Source organism: Pseudomonas sp. UBA4194, assembly GCF_002379585.1.
Taxonomy (GTDB): Bacteria; Pseudomonadota; Gammaproteobacteria; order Pseudomonadales; family Pseudomonadaceae; genus Aquipseudomonas.
This window is the reverse complement of sequence record NZ_DFUE01000024.1, coordinates 12,060-33,505: the sequence shown is the minus strand read 5'-3', so window position 1 is coordinate 33,505 and position 21,446 is coordinate 12,060. Positions and strand designations below refer to the sequence as shown.

Genomic DNA, 21,446 nt, shown 5'->3' with positions numbered 1-21,446 from the left:
CCCCTGTGCCAACACCAATGTGCCGACCATCATGATCGCCGGGCGGATTGCGGACATGATCAAGGTTGGCTAGTGCACGTACTGTGGGTGGCTTTCGGGAACGAGGTGGGGGTCGGTGGTGAATGGTCCCCTCACCCCAGCCCTCTCCCTGAGGGAGAGGGAGCCGATCACCTACATCCGCATCACCGCGACCCGCTTTTAGCCCCCTCTCCCCTAGGGAGAGGGCTGGGGTGAGGGGACCATCCACCACAAATCTCAACGAAGACACCCCTACCCCATCCCCCCCCACACCCCCACCACCCGCGCAAATCCCCCCAGACCGTACATATGCCTTTCAGTTCGGTCCATATACTCAAACATCACTTTTACGTCTATTTACAAACTGGTATCTTCCGTCGGCTCTGCTAAGAGTGCGCGGCCGTGCGCGCACTTTTCTGATGCAACAAGACAGCCTGAGAACAGGATCACCATGTACGTTTACGACGAGTACGATCAACGGATCATCGAGGACCGCGTCAAGCAGTTCCGGGATCAGACCCGCCGCTACCTGGCGGGCGAACTGAGCGAAGAAGAATTTCGCCCTTTGCGCCTGCAGAACGGCCTTTACATCCAGCGTTTCGCGCCCATGTTGCGGGTGGCCGTTCCCTACGGCCAACTGACCTCCCGCCAGACGCGAATGATGGCCAAGATCGCTCGCGACTTCGACAAGGGCTACGCCCACATCAGTACTCGCCAGAACGTGCAGTTCAACTGGCCGGCGGTCGAAGACATCCCCGACATCCTCGCCGAACTGGCCACCGTGCAGATGCACGCCATCCAGACCAGCGGCAACTGCCTGCGCAACGTCACCACCGACCAGTTTGCCGGTGTGGCCGCAGACGAGGTGATCGACCCTCGCCCGTGGTGTGAAATCGTTCGCCAGTGGACCACGTTCCACCCTGAATTCGCCTACCTGCCGCGCAAGTTCAAGATCGCCGTCAACGGTGCCAGCAGCGACCGCGCGGCCATCGAAGTGCACGACATCGGCCTGGAGCCGGTGCACAACGCGGCCGGCGAGTTGGGCTTCCGCGTGCTGGTCGGTGGCGGCCTGGGTCGTACACCGGTGGTGGGGGCATTCATCAACGAATTCCTGCCCTGGCAAGACCTGCTCAGCTATCTGGACGCCATCCTGCGTGTGTATAACCGCTATGGCCGTCGCGACAACAAGTACAAGGCGCGGATCAAGATCCTGGTCAAGGCGCTCACACCGGAAGTCTTCGCTCAGAAAGTCGACGCCGAGATGGAACACCTGCGCGGCGGCAGCACGACGCTGACCGAAGCCGAACTGCACCGCGTGGCCAAGCACTTCGTCGACCCGGACTACAAGGCTCTGCCCGACCAGCACACCGAACTGGCGCGCCTGGATGCCGAACATCCCGGTTTTGCCCGCTGGCGTACACGCAACACCCTGGCCCACAAGAAGCCGGGCTACATTGCCGTGACCCTGTCGCTCAAGCCTACCGGTGTGGCCCCAGGCGACCTCACCGACAAGCAGCTGGATGCCGTCGCGGACCTGGCCGACAAGTACAGCTTCGGCCAACTGCGCACCTCCCACGAGCAGAACATCATTTTCGCCGACGTCGAGCAGGGCCAGTTGTTCGCCCTGTGGAACGAGCTGCGCGAAGGCGGCTTCGCCACGCCGAACATCGGCCTGCTGACCGACATCATCTGCTGCCCGGGCGGTGATTTCTGCTCCCTGGCCAACGCCAAGTCGATCCCGATCGCCGAATCCATCCAGCGCCGTTTCGACGACCTGGACTACCTGTTCGACATCGGCGAGCTGGACCTGAACATCTCTGGCTGCATGAACGCCTGCGGTCACCACCACGTCGGCCATATCGGCATCCTGGGTGTGGACAAGAAAGGCGAAGAGTTCTACCAGGTGTCCCTGGGTGGCAGCGCCAGTCGCGACGCCAGCCTGGGCAAGATCCTGGGCCCCTCCTTCGCTCAGGACGCCATGCCTGACGTGATTTCCAAGCTGATTGACGTGTACGTGGAAAAGCGCACCGAAGATGAGCGTTTCATCGATACCTACCAGCGTATCGGCATCGACCCCTTCAAGGAGCGCGTCTATGCAGCGAATCATTAAGAACAACCAAGTCGTCGACGAAACCTGGCACCTGCTGCCCAAGGACGCCGAGTTCGACGCCATTCCCAACTGCGACGACCTGATCGTGCCGCTGGCGCTCTGGCGCGAGCACGGCCCGGCCCTCAAGGCGCGGGACGGTGGTTTGGGTGTATGGCTGGACAGCGACGAGGAAGCCGAGGAAATCGGTGAAGACGCCAATCAGTTCCAGGTCATCGCCTTGAACTTCCCGGCCTTCACCGACGGGCGCAACTATTCCAATGCGCGCCTGCTGCGTGACCGCTACGGCTTCAAGGGCGAACTGCGCGCCATTGGCGACGTGCTGCGTGACCAGCTGTTCTATCTGCACCGCTGCGGTTTCGACGCCTTCGCCCTGCGCGCCGACAAGGACCCGTACGAAGCCCTGGAAAGCCTCAAGGATTTCTCCGTGAGCTACCAGGCCGCCACCGACGAACCGCTGCCGCTGTTCCGTCGCCGTTGACGTCCCCGGCTGTACGGCGTCCTGCCGTACAGCCAGATGCCCACTAGCGCGGCGCTGCCGCCACCTGTTCGTTGGACAGTTTGAGCACCAGCGCCTGCTGGGCATCCTCCCTCCCCTTCATGATGAGTTTGTAGGTCTGCACCTTGCCCAGGGAATCCAGGGTGATCTTGCGCGGCACCCCTTCCCACTGCGTTGCCGGATCAAGTGCCTGCAACTTGGCCTGCGCTTCGGTCAGCCGCGAACCGGACAACGAGAAAGGCTCCAGCGGATCGGTGGCTTCATCGAACAGCAGCATCGCGTCGTCCCAGGCCGCGTTGAGCGCCTTGAACTGCATATCGAACACCTTCTGCAGGTAAAGCACCCAATAGGATTGATCGACCAACCAGCTCATCTCGTTCGCCGCCGTCGCCGTCGCCAACACCTGCGCCGATACTCGCTTTACCGTCGCTCCGCTGACTATCGCTTCATAGATCCTTAAAGGCTGGGGCAGCAGGCCCAGCGTTTGCTGCAGTCGCTCGCGCAGCATCAAGCGCATTTCCACTTCATCGATGCTGCTCGCCCGCAGTTGGGCATCATCGAGCTCGTCCAGCGGACTCAAGGTCGGCAGCCGCTGGCCTTCGCTGATGGCCGTCAGGCGCGCCAACCGCGCCTGGGTGATCGACACTGCGCAGTCATCGACCAGGGCGGTGCGATACAGTTGGCGACTGAGCCGCAGCAGCGGCTGAAACATCGCCGCCCCACCCTCGGCGGCGGAACTGGCGGCCTGCCAGGCCAACACCTGGGTCTCCAGCTGATCGATCACCAGCGCGATACCATCGCCGCAGGTATTGTCCACCAGGCTCGCCAGATCGAACAGCTGTTGGCGCAGGTCCACCACACCCAAGCCATCCCCTTCGACACTGCCAGGCTCAGGCAGGATCGCGCGCATGATCTTCCACATGCGCTCTTTGTAGGCTTGGGCATCGGCCTGGTAGGCGGCGGTGCGGCCGACCTGGTCCATTACCCGGTAGAAGCCCTGGGCGCCGCTGCTGGTTCGGTCCGCAGCGATACTGGTTTTCAGCTCCGCCGGCGCGCCGCTGAGCCAGGCTTCAGCCGCGCCCGCGACCGCAGCGGGTGCAATTGGCCGAAAGCCCATGCCGGCCAGGCGCAGTTCGTTGCGGCTGGCCTCGGACAGCGGATTCAAATCCAGGATCAGGCGCATGCGGCCATCGCGAAACACGGCCTGAGTCAAGCGCGTGAAGCGGAAGTCGGCAATGGCCGGAATGTCGACGATGTCGTTGGACCCCAGGTTGATCCGCTCCAGATTGACGATCGCCTGGTTCATCAAGCCTGACAGCCCGGGCGGCCATTGTTCGATGCCCGCCGAGTACAAGCCCAGGTAACGCAACGACGCCATCCCGGTCACGTCCGGGGCCAGGCCCAGGCTGTTGTAACTCAGATTCAGTGCCTGCAGACCGTGCAAGCGTTTGAAAGCGCTACGCCCAACCGAGCTCAGTTCGATGAAGTTTTCCTGCAGCATCAGGCTTTGCAGCGAGTCGATGCCGGAAATCACCTGCAGCGCGCCATCGTCCAGTTGCAGGGCATTGCCCGACAGCGCCAGCTTGCGCAGCTTGCCCATGCGCCCCAGCGCTGCCACCGTCCGCGCGGTCAGGCGGTTGGCCTGATCGACGTTGTCGACGCGGGTAACAGCCAGGCTTTGGTGCAAGTCCAGGGTGGCCAGCCGGCACGTCGCCGGGTCGCTGGCCAGCGCGTCGAACATGGTTTCGGTGACGGCCAGGCGATTGCTGGACAGGTTCAACGAGCGCAGCTCAGTCAGCGCAGCGATCTGCTCGGGCACCGCGCTCAGCAGGTTGCCGGCCAGGCTGAGTGTTTCGACCTTGGGAAAGCGCGACAGAAACAACGAAGGATCGGCCGTCAGCCCCATCCAGCCCATCTTCAACTCGGTCACGGCGGGAAACTGCGCCGTGAGTACGGGCAGTTCGGTAATGTCGCGACCGCTGAGGTCGAGTACGTTGGATTCGCGCCGCCAGGCGCTGATCAGCAGCTCGCACACCGATTTGCGTGAGCCGCCTATCCGGGTCTTGGCTTGCCATTCGGACAGGGTCTTGGACAGTACCTCGTACTCTTGCTCAAGGCGCTTGACGGCGATTTCATAGTCATCGCCCGGACGCACAATCGACTCGCGCAGCGCCAGCATGTCGGCGCTGCTCATGCCGGGAAACAGCTTGCGCAACCGCCGGCGCTGGCCCCACGAGGCATCCCCGCGCCCGCTGAGGGGATAGCCGTGGCCGCCACCGGGCAACAGCGGCGACTTGAACCAGGGCTGCACCCGGCGCTGGCCGAGTAGAGCTCCGGCCCCGCTGCGGTCGGCGGCCGCCAGTTCAGCCAGTTGCCGGCGCAGCTTTTCGGCATCGGTGGTCTGCAACGCGAGGGCACTGCGCTCGCTGTCGGGCAGGGCCGCGCACAGCGCCTGATACAGATCGGTGTCGCCGCTCAGGGTCTGCCCATCGCCATCCATAGGCTGATAACCACGCTCATGCCGTATCACGTACTTGAGCTGGCTGGCCGTCGATGGCCCGGCGCTGGCCAGGGTCTTGCCGCGGGTGGAACCGGCGCGCAGCTCGATGCGGACATCTCCGCTCCAGCCGGGTAGTTTGTCCAGCAAACCCATGGCCAGCGTGTCGCGGTCGGCGGCCATGCCATCGACACGCGCCAACGCCTCCATAGCCTTGCTCAGGCGCAGCTCGGCTATATGCAGCCGCGCCTCTTCGGCCAGGCGGGCCGGCACCTTGCCGGTGTCGAGCAAGGCCTTGCGCTCGACGTCGGTGGCCGCTTCGCCGATCTGGTTGGCCAGGCGGCGGGGCAAACCGGGAAAGTCGCGCTGCAGGACCTTGCCGCCGGCGCTCAACGAGGGTTGCTGGCGGTTGTACAGTTGCGCCGTCAGCGTATCGCTGTTCTCCTCGACATGCTCGGCCAAACGCTGGGCCAGAGCAGCCGACTGACCCTCTTGGGTGTTGGCCACGCTGTCGGCGAACATGTCCGCCTTCTGCTGCGGGGTCAGCTGACTGACCACCCGCTTGGCCCACTGGCCTTCGCGCCACTGCGTTCGACTCAGGCTGACCCAGCCGGCGTCGCCGCCCCCGAGGTCGACCACACGGCCATCGAGCTCGGTCAAGCGCACGCCCAATTGCGCGGGCCAGCCGGGCATGTCCGGCAGCAGCGCCACGCACGCATCGGCGCCCTGCCCCACGGCTTGCTCGCCGCGCAAGCGGGTCACCCAGCCGCGCACGTCGGCGGCGGTGCGCAGGCGCACACAGGCTTCTTCAAGGGCCGCAGGCATGGGCCGCTGGTTCACGTGAACGGCACGCAGCTGGTCCTCGCCGATGCCGACGGCCTGGCGCGCCGTCAGGAATTGGGCATCGCTCAGGCCCTCACTGGCCGCGCCCAGACGCCGCAACAAGGCCGCCCCCTGCCATTGCAATGGATCTTCATGCAGGTGTTGCCAGGCGCCGGCGCCGTTGTGGCTCATGGCGGGCCGATAGTGTTCGGCCAAGCGTGGATGGTCCAGCGTCCAGCACTGGCGCTGTGCATCGTAGACCTGCCGGTAGAGCTTGCCGTCCATGCGCACGTAGGTCTGCCCGTTGAGCGTGTACTGCCCCAGGTCATTGGTTGCCAGGTCCTCGGGCAAGGTCAGGTCCAGAGCATAGGGCGCAAGATCCGGGTGAATCAGCTTGGCCGCCGCGCTGCCGTTCGATGCAGGCACCGGCACCAGTCCCTCGACGAACGGCGAGCGGGCGATGGCCACGCCCGCGACGATACCGGCGCCGATCATGGCCAGGTTCTGCGCCACGCTGGCCAGGTGAGCCAGGGCTTCGACGGTCTGGCCATGCTTCCAGTCATCCACACCAATGCAGATGTCGCGGATCAACTGCCCCGCACCCACCACGGCCATCAGTTCACCCAGCCCAGGCACGGCGAACGCTGCGATGCCCAGCGCACTCATGCCCCTTTCCAACCACAGGGCAATGCGCTGTTCGCGCGCCACCCGGTCTTCGTCCTCGCTGGGCACGGCGATGGCCCGCGCGTTCTCGCAGAGGCGGATCAGCAGTTGATCGTACATCAGGCGCGTCAGCGTACCGGCCACAGGGAAGGCACGCACGCCGATGTCGGCGTCAGGGTCGGGCTGGCGCTGGCGCGGCGCCTGCCCTGGCCAGGTGACAGGTTCGGGTTCCAGCGTATCGTCCAGGCGCTGCAGAAAGCGGGCCCGCGAGGCCTGCCCGATGAAGCGGGCGAAGTCGTTGCGATAGGCGCGCGAGCGCAGTTTCTCCCGCAGCACCTGGGCGAAGTGTTGCAGCGAGTCATACTGCTTGAGCGGGATGTCCGGGTCGCCCGGCAGATAAACCAGGCAAGGCCCCTTGCCGGTGACGGGTTCGATCAGCACCGGACCGAGCAGGGCGTGGCCGCTCTTGAGCGGGGTGTGCAACAGCCCCAGCTGGCAGTAGCGCACCGTTTCACCCGACCATTGCACCGGCTGGTTGATCTGCTGCGGGCGGGTGATCTGCAAGAGCATACGATAGGCCGGCTCCAGCACATTGCCCTTGATCCGCGCCACCACGGCCTCGACGTCCAGGCCGTCGCGCAGGTTGAACATCAGCGTGGCGGCAGTCGACGCCTGTGCTTCATCCCGGCTGAGGCTACCCGCTGCCAGTGGCTTGAGCACCTCGTTGAGGTGCTGCTGGTATTGCTTGCCCAGGTCCAGGCGTCGACAGAACGCCGCGAAGGTTTCCGGGGCGAGGTCGATGACGGCAGTCTTGGCCAGACGATATTGCAGGGTACCGTCGTCGTTGATTGCAAAGGTATAGGCGCCCACCGGAGCGATCACCGAGCCCTTCTCGATACCGCCCGCCTTGGCTTCGTCGGGCAGAAAGTTCTGTAGCGCCGCTTCGAGCAAGGTCTGCTGGCGCGGCATCAGTCGACTGATCAAGGCATCGCTGTCGCGCACTTTGCGGATCAGCTCATGACCGGTGGCGTGCAAGCCCAGCGTGGGGTATTCCCGGTCCAATGCGGCTTGCAGCAACGGCGTACAGAACACCTCGGCGGTCTGCACCGCGGCCAGTAGCGTCCGCGCCTGAGTGCTGCTGTACAGGCTGCTCGAAGAGCTGCTGAAATACGCTTCGCGCAGCGCTGCGGGCGCGGTAGTCAGCCACTTGGGCACGGCGCTCTCGAGCAGTGTCTGGTGAATGCCCGGCTCGCCGGGCAACAGAGTTGTCGGGGTATTCATGCAGCACCTCCCAGTGCTTGCTCGCTCAACTGGCGCTGCAAGGCTCGGCGCGCTGCGGCCTGCCCTGCGTTCAACGCCTGGCGAGCGGTGTCCTGTTCATCGGCGGTCAGGCTGACCACCTGCATCTGCCCGTCGCGGTACCAGCCACGGTCGCCCAACACGCTGGTCAGTACCTCGCGCACCGGCTGCGTCACGGCTTCGGGTTGCGGCTCGCTGGAGCCGATCTCATAGAGGTAGGTGTGGCCCTCATTCCAGGTGCGGTCCAATTCATCGAACTGTGGCCGGTAGCGACGCTCCAGCGCATCGGTCCAGAATGGCTGGTCTTCTAGCCAATCGAGGAAGCCGGTGTCACTGTCCTGTTGCTGCACGGCCGTGGCCACTTCGTTCTGCAGTGACGTGGATATCGCCTCCGGGAACAGCAGATGGTTGCTCTGGGGTTGCAAGTTCAGGCGTGCCGCCAGCACCTGGCGCAGGCTCAGGCGAATTTCCGCTTCGTCGGCGGGGAACATCAGCAGGGCGTGCTCATGGTCGTCCCCCGGATACAGCGCGGGCGCCTCGGTCAGCTGCGTCGGGTCGATGGCTTGCCATTGCGCACCCGTCACCCGCATCGGGTTGCGAGTGCCCATCAGGAAGGCCCGGCGGTTGAGCCGCATCTGGGTGATACGCACCGCCGCGTCGTCCAGCAGATCAGCGCGATAGAGCTGGCGGGCCAGTTTCAACAGCTTGGCCTGGCCTTCATCTCCCGGTGCCAGACCGGCGCGATAGGCCAGCACCAGCGTTTCGCTGCGACGCAGCAAGAGCTGCACCCCATCGCCGCAGGTGTTGACGGCCTCGTCGCCAATCCGGAACACCTGCTCGCGCACATGCCTCAGGCCGGCGCCATCATCTCCCGCGCCCGGCTCGGCCAGCGCGCGGATCAAGGCGTGGATACGCTGTCGCACACCCTGTGGATCATGGGTGTATTCGGCACTCAGGGCAGCCCGGTCCAGGGCGTGAAAAAAGAATCCCGCATCGGCATCGGCGCGCAGCTGCTGAGCCATGCTCAACACCGCTTCGGGGCAATCCACGCGCCAGTCGTCGAGTGCCCGGGGCCGATCCACCGGCACCACACCGGCACGCCGCAAGCGCCCCAGACTGACCTCGTCGAGCCCTGCTGCGGAAATCCGCAAGGGCTGCTCGATGAAATCGTCCCCCTCGAAGAACCCCAGTCCTTGCAGCTCCGGCACCTCCGTCAGAGGGTTGCCATCCAGTGACACGCTACGCAGGTTCAGCGGATTCTGGCCCATCAGCTCGGACAAACCCCGGGGCCAGCGCGTGAGTTGGCAGTCGCGCAGCCCGAGCACCGCCAGGTAGGTGAACGAGGCGAAATCGGGGTCTTCGCCCAACGGGTTGCCCGCCAGCTCCAGGTGTTCCAGTTCAGGCATTGCAGCCAGGTCCCTGGCCACCTCGGGGGTCAGGACCAGTTCGTTGTTACACAGCCACAGGCTTTCCAGATGCGGCAGCCGCGCCAGGTGTGGCAGTAGTTGCGCTATATGCCCCACCGAGGTGTTTTCCAGTGACAGCACCCGCAGGGCGCGCAGGCTGCCCAAGGTGCTGGCGGCCTCGGCAGGGATGTGCATGGGATTGTTGCGCAGCACCAGGGTTTGCAGGTCGTTGAGATTAAGCAAGCCGTCGAACATCGTCGGCGAGGCCTGCAGGCGGTTGTCGTCCAGGGTCAGGCTGTTGAGGTCACTGAGCAAGCCCACGTCGGTAGGAATCGCCGTCAGGCGATTGCCTTGCAACTCAAGCTCTTCCACCCGGGGAAAATTGCGCAGGAAGCCGGCCGGCAGTTGCTCCATGGCCATGCCCTCCAGTATCAGCGAATACACATGGCTGAAGTCGGCGCGCAGGGCAGGCAAATCGCCGATGCGCAGGTCGGAAAGATCCAGGCTGAAACCTCTCCCACGGCCTCGCTCCGACATCATCGTGGGCGATTCGCGGCGCCAGGCCGCCAGAATGCGCGACATCGCCAGGCCGCGGTCAACCGGCTCCACCGCCACCGCCACACCCTCATCGTTGAAGGTGGTTGCCGGCTGCCGCGCCCAGGTTTCCAGGGTGTGGCGCATCTGCCGATACTCGATCGCGCGGCGGGCAAGGGCGACGTCCGGGGCGGCGCCCAACGACTCATGCAGGCTCTGCAACTGATCGTCGTCGAGCTGCGGGTACAGCTCGCGCATCCGCCGCAGGCGGCGTTGGTACAGCACCTGACCGGCCCGGCTGGGCTCGGCACGCGCATGCCCCACCACCACTTCTGTGGGAACGTGGGCCGCACGCCAGTGCCCGGCGCCGTCGTGGCTGAGCAGCACGCGGTAGTCCTTGCGCGGATGCTCGATCGCCCACTGTCCGCGGGTGCTGTCCAGACTCTGCCGGTAGGCCTTGCCGTCCAGCTTGATGTAGGTATGGTCGCCCATCGAGTACTGCCCGAGGGTATTGGCCACCGCTTCATCGGCCAGCGCTTCGGGGCTGGCGAAGTCGCTGAGCGGGGCATCGAGCAGGCGCGTGCGCCCGGTGCGGTCGAGCACGGGTAACAGGCCTTCGACGAAGGGTGCACGGTGCATGGCGACACCGACGCCAGCGGTGATGCCGATCAAGGCGGCGTTCTCCGCCACGCTCAACAGGTGCTGCAACGCCTCCTGGCGTTGCCCGTGGTTCCAGTCATCGACGCCCTCGAACACTTCGCCCAGCAATTGCAACGCCCCCGCGCCCACCATCAGCAGCCCCAACGCCGGGACAAATGCTGCCGCTACCTCCACGGCATCGAGCCCGAGCATCAGCAGGGTCTGCCAGCGTTCGCTGCGCACCTGGCGGTCAACCACGGCGTTGGGTACCAGCAAGGTCTGGGCGTCGCTACGCATCTGCTCCAGCAATTGGCTGTGCAACCAGCTAGCCAGGCGCGCTTGCAAGGCGGTCGTGCGCAAGCCGATGTCGGCGCTCGGATCGGCCGGCGCCAATGTTGCTCCAGGCCCTGGCAATGTGCCGGGGTTGAGGGTCTGCACCAGGCGTTGCAGGAAAGCCGATTGCTCGTTCAGCCCCACGAAGCTTTTGAAAAATTCCTGAAATGATGTTTCGCGCAACCGTTGGCGCAGCGCGTCGCTGAAATCACGCAGGCTGCGGTACTGCTTGAGCGGGTGCAGCGGGTCCCCCGGCAGGTACGCGACACAGGGCGCGGCCTCATCACCTGCCTGGGTGAACAGGCAGGCCCGTTGCAGCGTTGTGCCGCCGTGCACCCAGGTCACCAGCAGGCGCAGGCTGTGCAGTTGCACCGGTTGCTGGTTCCAGAGCGCCGTCGTCTGCTCGCCCTCGGCGGCGTCGAGCAGCGCTTGCAGGGCCTTGGCCGCGTCGACATCGACGGCTTCGCTCAGCACAGCCCGCTGCAGTTGCACGGCGAAGTCGTTGCACAGGTTCACTTGCAGCGGTGAGGGCGACACTTGGCCGGCAGGTTCGAACACGTCGGCGAAGTGGCGCTGATACTGCGCGCCAATGTCCAGTTCCCGGCACAGGTGCGCGAACTGGGTGGGATTGATGAGCGCGGCTTTCTTCGCGTCGTAGCTGTACAGCCGTGGCCCACCGGTGTGCGTGACGAATTCGGCCGTGGGCAAGATCACCGACCCCAGCTCGAACCCACCGTCGGCCTGGCGCGCAGTGAAGTTGCTCATGGCGGCCTGCAACAGATTGCCGCGTTTGACCTCGACCGTGCGCCGGACCTGCCAGTTGGGGTTGCGCAGCGGCGTATGCAGGCTTATCAACTCGCTGCCGCGCAGGTCCACGGGGGCGCGGTAGTGTGCTTTCAAAGCGGCGTTCAGGCGCGTTTCGATAAAGGCGTCGGCGGCCTCGAAACGGTCGCACAACGCCTGAACCTGCGCTTGTGATGCCAGGCTGCGCTGTACCAGGCTGGCGTAGTGCTCGCGCTGCTGCGCGGAGGCATCCGCCAGCCACGCCGGCACCGCGCTGGCTACGTATTCGACATTGTTCACCGGCAGCGTCGGGGTCGTCCATGTATCGGGAGTGAGGGTATCCATCATGCGTGCTCTCCTTGCAGCGCTTGTTCGCTCAGTTGGCGGGCCAACGCTCGGCGGGCCTGCAATTGCCCGGCGGTCAACGCCTGGCGGGCAATCTCCTGCTCGTCGTCGGTCAGCTTGACCACTTGCATCTGGCCATCGCGGTACCAGCCACGGTCGCCGAGTATGCCGGTCAGAACCTCGCGTACCTGCTCTGCCACGGGCTCGGGTTGTGGCTCGCTGCGGCTGATCTCGAACAGGTACAACAGCCCTTGTTGCCATTGCTGATCCAGCGCATCGAAACGCGTCTGGTAGCGGCGTACCAGGGTGTCGCTCCAGAACGGCTGATCCTCCAGCCAGTCGAGAAATCCGGCGTCGGTGTCTTCGCCGCGAACGTCGCTCGCGACTTGATCGCGCAGGGAATCAGCCACCGGCTCCGGATAGCGCAGGTGTTGCGGCTGCGGTTGCAGATCGAGCATCTCGCGCAAGGCCAGGCGCATGGCCAGGCGGATCTCCACCTCATCGGCCTCGAAGCGCAGCAGGACATGGGTGAGGTTGTCGCCGGGGTACAGCGCCGGTGCGCTCGCCAGGGACTGCTCGTTGATGGCGCGCCACTGCGCCGAGCTGACCTGGGCCGAGTCGGCAGCGCCCATCAGGAAGGCGCGGCGATCCATGCGCCGCTGCACCACTTGGATCACCGTGTGATCGAGCAGATCAGCGCGAAACAGCTGCCGACCCAGGGTCAGCAGGTCACGCAGCCCATGCGCAGCAGTGGCCGCATTCAAGCCGGCGCGATGGGCCATCACCAGGGTTTCGCTGCGGTTGAGCAGCAGCTCGATGCCGTCGCCGCAGGTGTTGATGGCCTCGTCACCGATGCGAAAGACCTGCCGGCGCAGGTGCTCCAGGCCCTGGCCGTCATCGCCGGCATCGGGCTCGGCCAAAGCGCGGATCAGGTTCCACACCCGCTGTCGGCCTGCGGCGTGGTCGCGGCGGTACTCGGCCGTCTCCTGGACGCGCTCGATGGCTTCGAAAAAGAACCGCGAATCCGCTTCGCTGCGCAACTGTTGTGCCATGGCCAGCACCGGTTCCGGGCACTGGGTGCGCCAGTTCTCGGTCACCGGCGCCAGGTCGCGCGCCAGCACCCCGGCGGCCAGCAGCCGCGCGCGGCCGACCTCGCTCATGGCCGCCGCGTGGATGCGCAGCGGTTGCGGGGGGAACGGGGTTTCGGTGAAGAACGGCAACCCGGCCAATACCGGTACCTCGGCAATCGGATTGCCCTCCAGGCCAATGCTGCGCAGTACCGGGGGGCGCTGGTTCATCAAGGTGGTGAGGCCTGCCGGCCACTGCGTCAGGCCACAGTCGCGCAGGTTCAGCACGCCCAGGTCCGTCAATGAACGAACGTCCAGTTGCGCGCCCAGGGGGTTGTTCGACAGGTCCAGGTGTTCCAGGCCGTGCAGGTTGGTCAGGCACTCCATGATCGCTGGCGTCATCACGATGTCATTGTCGCGCAGCCACAGGCTGGTCAGGTTGGGCAGGCGCTGCAGCGGTGCGAGCACGCGTACCGGGTCGTCCATGCGCAGCCCTTCCAGCGACAACATGGTCAGCGCACGCAGGTTGCTCAAGGCGTTGGCCGCCCGGGCCGGAATGGCGATCGGGTTGTTGCTCAACACCAGCAACTGCAGGTCATTGAGGTTGCGCAATACGCTGAACATGGTCGGGCTGTCGAGCAGCTCGTTGCTGTCCAGGGTGAGGGTGTTGAGGTCGGTGATCAGGCCCACTTCGGCGGGAATCTCGGTGAACCGATTGTTATGCAGCTCCAGTTCCTCCAGGCGCGAAAAGCTGCGCAGGAAGCCTTCAGGCACCGTCTGCAGGCCCATGTTTTCCAGGATCAGCGAATAGACATGGCTGAAGTCGCCGTTGATGGCCGGCAGTGTGCCCACATACAGGTCCGCAAGGTCCAGGGAGTACCCGTGGCCACGACCGCGCTCGGAGGCCATGGTGCCCGATTCGCGCCGCCAGGTTTCCAGGATGCGGCCGCGCACCAGCAGCCGGTCGGCAGGGTCGGCAGCCACCGGGTTGCCCGCCGCGTTGATCACTATCGCGTCGCGGTTGGCCCATTCGTCGAGGGTATGGCCAAGGCGTTGATATTCCAGCTCACGCAGGGCCAGGTTGAGGTCGGGCGCGCTGGTGCCCAGTTCGTCGTGCAGGGTTTGCAGCAGCTCGTCGCTGGCTTGCGGGTAGAGCCTGCGCAAGCGTTGCAGGCGCAGACTGGGAACCGGCGCCTGCCCTGCCCCGCGACCGCTCAGGGGGTAGCCCAGATGTCCCTGGGGCAGTCGCACGGGCGGGCGCCACCACTCTGGCGGGCGGCGCTGGCCGATGGCCTTGGCCGCCGCCGCGCGATCGGCCACCGCGCGCTGGAATACCGTGACGTCGTCGTCCCCAGGCGTTGCCAGGGCCGCACGCAGGGCGGCGCTGTCGCCGGCCTGGGCCTCCGGCCAGAGCAGCCCCGCCAGCGCCAGGTTCAAACGCCGCTCGCGCAGCATCATCCGCGCCTGTTCGGCCAGGCGCAGGCCCACCTTGGCCTTGGCGGTCAATTGCCGGCGTTCGGCAGGTTTGGCATTGGCAACGATTTCCTCGGCTGCGCTCGCGCTCAGGTTCGGAAAGTCCCGCAACAGGGGCTTTGTGTTCTCGCTCGGAGCACCGATGCGGGCGGCCTGTTGCCGGGCCTGAAAGGCTTGCGCCTGCTCGGCTTCAGGCAACGCGCCGACGCTGCGCAACTGACGGAAGTCGTTCAACGTATCGCGCAGCGCTGCAGGCACGGTCAGGCTCTCACGATGAATCCGCAGCAGGTTCGCCTCGCTCAGGCCACAGGCTTGGCGGGCCTGCTCCAGGGTGGAGGCGTCCAGGCCATCGGCCACCGGCCCCAGGCGTCGCAGCGCCGTGGCAGTGGTCCATTGCGAAGGCTGCTCATGGGCTGCCCGCCAGGCGCCCTGGCCATTGTGGCGCAGGGCCAGGCGGTAGGGTTTGCTGGGGTGGCGGATCTGCCACTGGCCGCTTTCTGCGTCCAGGGCCACTCGATACAGTTGACCGTCGAGCTTGATGTAGTGCTGGCTGCCATCGACGTACTGGCCCAAGGCGTTGGGCACGGCGTGGTCGGGCAGCGCAAGGTCAGTGACGAACGCGTCCAGGGTGGCATCGAGCAGGCGGGTACGCCCGCTGCGGTCAAGCACCGGCAGCATGCCCTCGACGAAGCTGGAGCGGTGGATGGCCACGCCGACGCCCAGGGTCACCCCCATGATCGCCGCATTTTCCGCCACGCTGAGCAGATGCTTGAGGGCATCCTGGCGCTGTCCGTGAGTCCAGTCGTCGATGCCGATAAAGGCTTCGGCCAGCAGTTGCACCGCCCCTGCCCCTACCATCAACAGGCCCAGCGCGGGCACGAAGCCGGCCACTACTTGCAAGCCATCCAGTCCCAGGGTCAACAGCGTTTGCCAGCGGCGAGTAGTGACCTGGCTGTCGACCACGGCGTTGGGCACCAGCAACGTCTGTGCGTCATTGCGCATTTGCTCCAGCAGTTGGCTGTGCATCCACAGGGGCAATGCCTGAGACACGGTGGTGGTGCGCAAGCCGATATCTGCCTGGGGATCGGCCGCTGCCAGTTGCTTGGCTGGGGGTGGCAAGGTACCGGGGTTGAGGGTCTGTACCAGGCGGTCGAGAAAGCCGGCTTGCTCGCTCAAGGCCACGAAGCCTTTGCAGAACAACCGAAACTCAGGGGTGCGCAAACGCTCGCGCAGCGCGTCGCTGAACGCCTGCAGTGAGGGGTACTGCTTGAGTACGTGCAGGGCATCGCCCGGCAGATAGGCCACACAGGGCCGGGTGGGGTCGCCGTTCTGGGTGAACACCGCGGCACGTTGCAGCGAGGTGCCGTCATGCACCCAGGTCACCAGCAGCCGTAGTGCTTGCAGCTCCAGCGGCTGGCCGTTCCAGCGCGGCGCGGGGCTGGCAGGCTGAACGCCGGTGCCGCTGTCCAGCAGCGCTTGCAGCGCCTTGCCGGCGTCGGCGTCAATGGCTTGGGTGATGACGGCTCGTTGCACAGCCAGGGCGAAGCCGTCGTTGAGGTTGAGCTGCAAGGCACCGGCCGAGGCGACCGGGGCGGCCTTGGGCACGAACACATCATCGAAATGCCGCTGGTATTGCGCGCCGAAATCCTGCCCCCTGCACACCTGGGCGAATTGGCTGGGGGTGATCGGTGCAGTGCGTTTGCTGTCGTAGTCGTACAGCGCCGAGCCGCTGGCGTGCTCCTTGAACACGCCAGTGGGAAGAATGACCGAGCCGACTTCGAAACCGCCGTCGGCCTGGTACTCGGTGAAGTTGGCCATGGCGGCGCGCAACAGGTTCGCGCGCTGGACCTCGACGGCCCGGCGAACCTCCCAATTGGGGTTGCGCAGCGGGTAGTGCAGCGTGATCAGTTCACTGCCGCGCAGATCCAGCAACACGCCAAAGCGCTCGGCCAACGCAGCGGCCAGACGATTCTCGATGAAGTAGTCGGCCGCCTCGAAGCGGCTGCACAGGCGCTGCACGGCCACCTGGGATTCCAGGCTGCGCCTGGCCAGCAGGTTGTAGCGGCTGCGCTGCTCGGGGGTGGCTTGGGCAAGCCAGGCCGGCACTGCCGCGGCCACGTGTTCGACGTTGTTCACTGGCCCTGGCAAGGCCATCGGTGCATCGGGGGAAGTCGGGGTGATCATGCTTGCTCTCCTTGCAATGCGAGTTCGCTCAGTTGTCGCGTCAGTGTGCGGATGGCGTCTGCCTGGCCTGCGATCAAAGCCTGGCGCGCGGTTTCCTGTTCGGTGTCGGTCAGCGTCACCACCTGCATCCGCCCATCGCGGTACCAACCGCGATCGCCCAGCACGCCGTTGAGCACGTCGCGCGGCGCCTGGGGCACGGGGTCGGGTTGCGGTTCGCTGGAGCCGATCTCGTAGAGGTAGAGCTGGCCTGCCTGCCAGTCGCGGTCCAGGGCATCGAATCGGGCCTGATAGCGTCGGCGCAGGGTTTGCGTCCAGAACGGTTGGTCTTCCAGCCAGTCAAGAAAACCCACGTCGCTGTCGTCGCGGTGAACGTCGGCCGTTACCTGCTCGAGCAGGGCCGCGGGCATCGGCTCCGGATAGCGCAGGTGAGCGGTCTGCGGTTGCAGGTCCAGGGTGTTCTGCAAGGCCAGGCGCAAGCTCAAGCGAATCTCGACCTCGTCGCCGCCAAAGCGCAGCAGCGCGTGACTCACCTCATCGGCGGGATACAGGGCAGGCGCGGCGGCTTGTTGATCCTCACTGATGGCGCGCCATTGCTCCGCCGATAGCTGCCCAGGCTCGATGCCTGCCAGCAGGTGGGCGCGGCGGTCCAGGCGACGCTGGGTAATCTGGATCGCTGCCTGATCCAACAGATCGGCGCGGTACAGCTGGCGGCCCAGGCGCAGCAGGTCGGCCAGGCCCTGGCGAGCCGTGGAGGCGTTGAGGCCGGCACGGTGAGCGGCGACCAGAGTCTCGCTGCGGCCGATCAACAGTTCGACGCCATCCCCGCAGGTATTGATCACCTCATCGCCGATGCTGAACACCTGTTGACGCAAGTGCTGCAAGCCCTGGCCATCGTCGCCTGCGGCCGGTTCGGCCAGTGCGCGAATCAGGTTCCACACCCGTTGGCGTCCTGCGGTAGCGTCTCGACGGTACTCGGCGGTTTCCTGTACGCGATCGATGGCCTCGAAAAAAAACCGCGACTGTGGCTCGTCGCGCAACTGCTGCGCCAGGTTCAGCACGGCTTCCGGGCATTGCGTACGCCAGTTGTGGCTGGCCGGATCGAGGTCACGTGCCTGAACCCCTGCGGCGAGCAGGCGGGCCCGCCCTACCTCGTTCATGGCCGCAGCATCGATGCGCAAAGGCTGCAGTGGGGACGGCTCCTCGGTGAAGAACGGCAAACCCGCCAACTCCGGCACCTCGGTAATGGGATTGTCTTCCAGACTGACGCTGCGCAACGTCAGTGGGCGCCGACTCATCAGGGCCGTCAGGCCTTCGGGCCAGCGGGTCAGGCCGCAATCGTGCAGGTTCAACACGGCCAGGTCGGTCAGCGAGCCCACATCCAAGGGTTCCCCCAGCGGGTTGCCGGACAGGTCCAGATAATCCAGGGCGCGCAATTGGCTCAAGCTCTGCATGATCGCCGGGGTCATGACCATCTGGTTGTCACGTAGCCACAGGCTGCCCAGGTAAGGAAGCCGACGCAGGGGCGCGAGCACCCGTGCGGGGTCGTCCATCTGCAACCGGTCGAGCGAGAGCATGGTCAGGCCGCGCAGGTTGCCCAGAACCGTGGCGGCCTGTGGCGTGATTGCCATCGGGTTGTCGCCCAGTGTCAGCAGCTGCAGATTGGTGAGGTTGCGTAGCGCCGCGAACATGGTGGGGCTGTCCTGCAACCGGTTGTTGTCCAGGGTCAGGGTGTTGAGGTCGGTCAGCAGCGCCACGACGGGCGGAATGCGGGTCAGACGGTTGTTTTGCAGCTCAAGCTCTTCCAGGCGCGGAAAGCCCAGCAGGAAGCCTTCAGGCAGTTGCTCCAGGCCCATGCTCTCCAGGAGCAATACGTAGACATGACTGAAATCGCCGGTGATGACAGGCAGCGAGCCCACATACAGGTCACCCAGATCCAGGGTGTAGCCGTCACCGCGACCACGTGCCGACCTCATTCGACCGGCCTCTCGGCGCCAGGCCTGGAGAATGCGATGACGCGCCTGGACCCGGTCCACCCGGTCTACCGGCACCCGGATGCCGGCGGGGTTGAGCATCGTCGCCCGTTCGTCGACCCACTGGTCGAGATCGTGGTTCAGGCACTGATATTCCAGCTCGCGCCGAGCCAGGTTGGCTTCCACTGCCGCGCCGCCCAAGCCCTCGTACAGCGCCTGGAGTTCATCCTCGCGCACCAATGGATAGAGCCTGCGCAAGCGTTGCATGCGCAACAACATGGGCGTCGATTGCCCCCAGTAGCCGCGCCCGCTGAGGGGGTAGCCCAGGTGGCCATGGGGCAGTCGCACCGGTGGTCGCCACCAGGATGCCGGTCGGCGTTGGCCGATGGCGCTGGCGGCCGCCTGGCGGTCCTGCACGCAGCGCTGGAACAGCTCGGCGCCCGTCTCGTCCACTTTGCCCAGGGCAGTGCGCAGCAAGGCACTGTCACCCACTTGCGCCTTGGGCCAGAGCAGCCCGGCCAGGGCAAGGTTCAGCTGACGTTCACGCAGCATCATGCGCGCCTGCTCGGCCAGGCGCAGGGGCACCTTGCCATGGACAGTGAGTTGCCGGCGTTCGGCCGTTTTCGCATCGGCGATGATTTCTTCGGCGGCGGCACTGCTCAGGCCAGGGAAGCTGCGCATCAGTGGCGCTATGCCAGAGGCCTTGCTTTGGGTGTCCTGAAGCGTGCGGCGGGTCTCGAAGGCCTGCGCCTGATCGGCCTCTGGCAGTTTGTCGACTTCGCGCAGCAGGCGGAAATCGTTGAGGGTGTCGCTCAGAGCCGCCGGCATCGGCAGGCTTTCGTTGTGCAGGCGCAGCAAGCCGGCCTCGCTCAAGCCACAGGCTTGCCGGGCCTGTTCCAGCACGGCGTCGTCCAGCCCCTCGACACGGTGGCCGAGGCGGCGCAGGGCTGTGGCAGTGGTCCAGGTCGACGGCTGCTCATGCTGCGCCCGCCAGGCACCCTGGCCGTTGTGGCGTACGGCCAGGCGGTACGGTCGGGTGGGGTGACGCAGATGCCAGCGCTCGCTACCGGCGTCCTGGCCGAGTCGATACAGCTGGCCATCGAGCTTGATGTAGCGACGGCTGCCGTCGACGTATTGGCCCAGGGCGTTGGGCAGCAGATCGGCGGGCAGCTCATGGTCGCTGACGAACGCGTCCATGGAGGCGTCGAGCAGACGGCTGCGGCCTTCGCTGTCGAGCACCGGCAGCATACCCTCGACGAAGCTGGAGCGATGGATCGCCACGCCAATGCCCAGGGTCACGCCCATGACTGCGGCGTTCTGGGCCACGCTGAGCAGGTGTTTCAACGCATCCTGACGCTGGCCGTGAGTCCAGTCGTCAATGCCGATGAACACCTCGGCGAGCAACTGCAGTGCGCCCGCGCCGACCATCAGCACCCCCAGCGCCGGGACGAATCCGGCCACCACCTGCAAACCGTCCAGGCCCAGGGTCAGCAGGGTTTGCCAGCGCTGGGCGCTGACCTGGCTGTCGACAATGGCGTTGGGGACCAACAAGGTCTGGGCGTCGTTGCGCAGTTGCTGCAGCAGTTGGCCATGCAACCAGGCGGGCAACGCCTGCGTCACGGCTGCGGTGCGCAAGCCGATGTCGGCGTCGGGATCGGCCGGGGCCAGGGTCTTGGCCGGTGGCGGCAAGGTGCCTGGGTTGAGGGTCTGCACCAGCCGTTCGACGAAGGGGGCCTGTTCGCTCAAGGCCACGAAGCTTTTGCACAACTGACGAAACCCAGGCGTGCGCAGACGTTCGCGCAGCGCCTCGGCAAAGCCCGCCACCGTGGCGTATTCCTTGAAAGGCTGCTGCGGATCGCCAGGCAGGTACGCGATGCATGGCCGGGCCGGGTCGCCAGCTTGGGTAAACACACCCACGCGTTGCAGGGCGGTGCCCTGGTGCGTCCACGTGACCAGCAGCTGCACCGAGTGCAACTGCAGCGGCTGGCCGTTCCACTGGGCCGTTGCAGCACTGACCCCGGTACCGGCATCCATCAGCGCCTGCACGGCTTTGCCCGCTTCCACGCTCACTGCCTGGCTGATGATTGCCTGTTGCAGTGCCAGGGTGAAACCGTCGTTGAGGTTGAGCTGCAAGGCACCCAGCGTCCCCAGCGGGCCGGAAGAAGGCGCGAACACCTGATCGAAATGGCGTTGATATTGCGCACCGAAATCCTGCTCACGGCACAGGTGAGCGAACTGACGGGGAGTAATGGGCGCGACCCGCTGCCGGTCATACTCATACAACGTCGCGCCACTGCCCAGCACCTTGAATTCCCCTGCCGGCAGGATCACCGAGCCTGTTTCGAAGCCGCCATCGGCCTGCTCTGCCGTGAAGTTGGCCATGGCCGCACGCAGCAGGTTGCTGCGTTGCACGTCGACCGTACGGCGTATCTGCAAGTTGGGGTTGTGCACCGGATAGTGAAGGCTGATCAGCTCGCTGCCCCGCAGCGACACGGTGACGCCCAGACGCTCGCGCAAGGCAACGGCCAGGCGGTTTTCAATGAAGGTGTCGGCCGCTTCGAAGCGACTGCACAGGCGTTGCACCGCTACCTGGGATTCCAGGCTTTGCTCGGCCAAAAGGTTGTAACGGGTGCGCTGTTCGGCACTGGCCTGGGCGAGCCAGGTCGGCACTGCGGCAGCCACGTGCTGGACGTTGGCCACCGGTTGAGTGGATGTAGCAGTTGTATCAGCCATGACGGCGCTCCAATGCAGGCGCGCAACCTCAGTGTTGCGCGCCTGCATTGCACCAGTCGCCCTGCCCGCCCATG

The 21,446-nt window shown here is 65.6% G+C and carries 6 protein-coding genes; 2 read left to right on the top strand and 4 right to left on the bottom strand.

Annotated elements, in window-relative coordinates; all coding sequences use genetic code 11:
• Positions 1–469: 469 nt before the first annotated feature.
• Positions 470–2,128 carry a nitrite/sulfite reductase gene (locus tag B3397_RS06940; protein WP_296248496.1) on the top strand — a complete coding sequence of 553 codons (1,659 nt, stop codon included), beginning with the start codon at positions 470–472 and terminating at the stop codon, positions 2,126–2,128.
• A complete protein-coding gene (locus B3397_RS06935; protein ID WP_296248495.1) occupies positions 2,112–2,606 on the top strand; it encodes a DUF934 domain-containing protein in 495 nt (164 codons plus the stop codon). The genes B3397_RS06940 and B3397_RS06935 overlap by 17 nt, the downstream gene beginning before the upstream one ends.
• 43 nt (positions 2,607–2,649) lie before the next feature.
• On the opposite strand, the gene B3397_RS06930 is transcribed toward B3397_RS06935, so the two are convergent.
• From B3397_RS06930 to B3397_RS06915, 4 genes are read right to left on the bottom strand one after another with little or no spacing between them, the layout of a single operon-like run.
• Positions 2,650–7,887: a dermonecrotic toxin domain-containing protein gene (locus B3397_RS06930; RefSeq protein WP_296248493.1), complete on the bottom strand. Its 5,238-nt coding sequence runs from the start codon at positions 7,885–7,887 to the stop codon at positions 2,650–2,652.
• Entirely contained in the window at positions 7,884–11,948 is a 4,065-nt protein-coding gene (locus tag B3397_RS06925) for a dermonecrotic toxin domain-containing protein (RefSeq protein WP_296248491.1), read from the bottom strand. Before B3397_RS06925 ends, B3397_RS06930 begins: the two co-directional genes overlap by 4 nt.
• Positions 11,945–16,669: a dermonecrotic toxin domain-containing protein gene (locus B3397_RS06920; protein ID WP_296248489.1), complete on the bottom strand. Its 4,725-nt coding sequence runs from the start codon at positions 16,667–16,669 to the stop codon at positions 11,945–11,947. Before B3397_RS06920 ends, B3397_RS06925 begins: the two co-directional genes overlap by 4 nt.
• Positions 16,666–21,372, bottom strand: coding sequence for a dermonecrotic toxin domain-containing protein (locus tag B3397_RS06915; RefSeq protein ID WP_296248487.1), 4,707 nt, complete (start codon positions 21,370–21,372; stop codon positions 16,666–16,668). The genes B3397_RS06920 and B3397_RS06915 overlap by 4 nt, the downstream gene beginning before the upstream one ends.
• Between the last annotated feature and the right edge of the window lie 74 nt (positions 21,373–21,446).

Coding starts and splice junctions, on each gene's coding strand:
- B3397_RS06940 (WP_296248496.1), top strand. CDS start 470: ATGTACGTTTACGACGAGTACGATCAACGGATCATCGAGGACCGCGTC.
- B3397_RS06935 (WP_296248495.1), top strand. CDS start 2,112: ATGCAGCGAATCATTAAGAACAACCAAGTCGTCGACGAAACCTGGCAC.
- B3397_RS06930 (WP_296248493.1), bottom strand. CDS start 7,887: ATGAATACCCCGACAACTCTGTTGCCCGGCGAGCCGGGCATTCACCAG.
- B3397_RS06925 (WP_296248491.1), bottom strand. CDS start 11,948: ATGATGGATACCCTCACTCCCGATACATGGACGACCCCGACGCTGCCG.
- B3397_RS06920 (WP_296248489.1), bottom strand. CDS start 16,669: ATGATCACCCCGACTTCCCCCGATGCACCGATGGCCTTGCCAGGGCCA.
- B3397_RS06915 (WP_296248487.1), bottom strand. CDS start 21,372: ATGGCTGATACAACTGCTACATCCACTCAACCGGTGGCCAACGTCCAG.